The 1,500-nt window shown below is 66.1% G+C and carries 2 protein-coding genes and 1 tRNA gene; all 3 read right to left on the reverse strand.

Translation table 11 applies throughout. The features are described from left to right. The coding region (locus tag JCM19049_RS13905; protein WP_279403248.1) for a glycosyltransferase at nucleotides 1-570 on the reverse strand (570 nt) is incomplete at its 3' end. Nucleotides 571-688: 118 nt separating this feature from the next. Further along, nucleotides 689-774: transfer RNA gene (locus JCM19049_RS13910), tRNA-Leu, on the reverse strand. A 219-nt stretch (nucleotides 775-993) separates the two neighbouring features. Then, a partial coding sequence (locus JCM19049_RS13915; RefSeq protein ID WP_279403249.1) for a hypothetical protein occupies nucleotides 994-1,500 on the reverse strand: 507 nt, incomplete at its 5' end.

A 1,500-nucleotide genomic window follows, 5' to 3' on the forward strand; every position in this document is an offset into this window, starting at 1 on the left:
CTCCACCCCGGGCAGCACCACGTCCAGCTTGTCCTGCGGCACCCGGTAGTGCCGGCGCAGCTGTTCGGCCTCCACCGGCGTGTTGGCAATGACGCGCTGGGCGGCGGCCAGCAGGTGCCGTTCACCCTCCTTGCGTGCGGCCGGTTCGGCGATCCCGGATTCGGCTTCCTTCGCCGCCGCCGAGGTGTGCAGGCTGACCACCAGCGGGATGTGCCAGGCGGTGGCCAGTTCCAGCCCCAGCATCCCAGAGAGCCAGTAGTGGGCGTGGATCACGTCCACCGGCAGGTCGTGAAAATGCTCCCGCACTGCGGCGGCCTCATCGATCAGGCCATACAGCCCGTCCTTGGAAACCCGCCGGCCTGGAGCCACCTGCAGTTCGTGCATCCACACCCGATCCATGACCTGCTCGGTGCGCGTTGGGTCAGCGCTGCGGGTCACCAGGTGGACCTCGTGGCCCAGCTCGGACAGCGCGTAGGCCAGGTTGCGGATGTAGACGTTCATTCCTCCCGCGTCCCCGGCGCCGGGCTGCTCCATGGGGGAGGTGTGCAGGGAAAGCATGGCGATGCGCATGGGAAAGTTCCTGGAAGAGGTCGGCGGCAGGGGCGACTTGATGCTATCAATCAGGTCGCGCCACGCCCTAGGAATGCAAAATCCCCGGCTGGCCGAAGCCAACCGGGGGATCTCCTGCGTGCGCGAAGGGGACTTGAACCCCCACCCTCTAAACGAGGACTAGCACCTCAAGCTAGCGCGTCTACCTATTCCGCCACCCGCGCAGGTACTCGTTGTCTGCGTTGTTATCGCAAGCAACGAAGTAAAACTTTAGCACCAGTTTAAGCCGATTTCCAATTCAGCCCAAGCGCCGGCGAAACCTGCGCCATTCCGCGCCAAAAGGCGGATTGATCACGGCAAATCATGTCACTGCCTTACTCGGGGTGCCAAGGATCACACTCTAGCCCCTGCGGGCTGTCCGGCTCAGGCGACGATTCGCGCTTCTCAATTGTCCGACAGCAGCCGGGACAGCTCTTGGGCGCCGAGCACTTCGTTGAAGATCGGACCGTACGGCTCCATGCCGCGCCCCTGGGCGAGGCTGGCCAGGATCACCGGCTCAAAACCCAGGGCGTCGATGAGCCTGGCGACCACGGCCGCCTCCCGGCGGTGGTCCGAGGCCACCGCCAGGCCCCGGCGCTGGCTCTGCTTGCGCCGCCCGCTGGTGTCCAGGTCCCAGTGGCTGATGTGGTTCAACGCCTTCACCACCCGGGTGCCCGCGAAGTGTTCGGCAATCGCCTCGGAGCTGGAGAGCCCGGCCTCCAGTGCCCGCTGGAACCAGTCCGGCAGCGGCTCGTCTTCCCAGCGGTTGGTGGCGTCCACCAGGATGGTTCCCGCCAGGGTATCCGGGTCCACCTCGTCCAGTTCCTCCTGCGGCACCATGAGCACCACCAGATCCACCGCGTCGCAATCTGCTCGGCCGGCACGGCCGTGGCCTGCGGGGCGTATTGCGCC

The organism is Arthrobacter sp. JCM 19049 (assembly GCF_001310435.1).